A 1,222-nucleotide genomic window follows, 5' to 3' on the forward strand; every position below is an offset into this window, starting at 1 on the left:
CCCAGCTGTGGGTCGCGCTCGAAGAGCACCGTGAACCTGCGGTCCTGGTTCGCCTTGTTGCTCCTGAAGGTATAGTCCCCCTGGGTGAGGTCTGTCAATGTGTTGCGCTCGCTGTCGTAGAGGTAGATGGCCCTGCCCTCCAGGTTGTCGCCCTCGTAGCGCGTGAGGCTCACCGTGAACGGGGTCTCCTCCCCGATGAGCGTGGAGAACCCCACGGGCACCTTCCTGCCCGCGTCGAAGGCGCCCAGTGTCTGGATGGCCAGCTGCCCGTCGCCCTCCGCCAGGTGCGAGTACAGGCACACGCTGCTCGCCAGGCGGTCCGTGTCCCAGCCCGTGTCGAGGCCGTCCGTGGCCCCTGGGTTGAAACCTATGAGCATGTTGCTCGCAAGCCCGTACTGGTCGCTCTCCACGTGCAGCCAAAGCCTGTCCGCCACGGTCCCGCCGTTGCGCAGGGTCGTGTTGCCCGTGAGCAGCCTCATATCGTTGGTGAAGCTCACCGTGCCCGTGGAGGTCGCCTTGATGGCAAAGCCCTGCCCCGTCGAGATGACGTTGCTCGGCACGTTCCCCGGGGCGTCGTTGTTCGCAGCCACACCGCCACCGAAGTTGCGGATCGACACATCGTCCATATCGAACTTCAGCCCCTCGCCGGGGATGATCGCGCTCGGGGGGGTGAGGTGCTCCCAGAAGTACACCGCCCCCACACCGTTGTCCTGGATGAACTGGTCCACGTCCATAGCGCTGGGGTACGGGTTGGCATAGATGTTCGGGGTGCCCGCAGGGCTGTTCGCGGCGTTGTACACCATGGGGCGGGCCACCGTACCGTTGTTCAGCGTGCCCTGGGCATAGGTCATGTCATACGTGGTGTTGGCCGGGTCCGTATAGCCGCTCTGCGGGCGCACTATGTACCCCTCGCCCACCGTGATGCCACCGGAGTGGCCGCTCCAGAAGTCGCCCTCCTCGTCCAGGAAGTTGGTCGCCCCCTGGGGGATGTTCGGGTGGTCCTCAGGGTTGAAGCTGTCGGGGTCGTGGGAGAGCACCAAAAAGGCATCGGTGAACACGCCGCCGCGCGTCTCGGAGTCCATCGGGCTGCCCATCACCATGAAGTCGCGCGTCTGCAGCACGGGGGTGGTCACGTCCACGTTGATCGTACCGTTGTTCAACACCGTCGCAGAGGGGTCCACCTGCACCACGCTGCCCTGGTGGTCCACCTGGAGGGTGCCGT

The 1,222-nt window shown here is 65.3% G+C and carries 1 protein-coding gene; it reads right to left on the reverse strand.

The genetic code is table 11. The features are described 5' to 3' along the window. Positions 1 to 1,222, reverse strand: a 1,222-nt coding sequence (locus tag C8D94_RS15390; RefSeq protein WP_170134794.1) for a hypothetical protein, incomplete at both ends; no start/stop codon positions are given.

The organism is Marinirhabdus gelatinilytica (genome assembly GCF_003353425.1).
Lineage (GTDB): Bacteria > Bacteroidota > Bacteroidia > Flavobacteriales > Flavobacteriaceae > Marinirhabdus > Marinirhabdus gelatinilytica.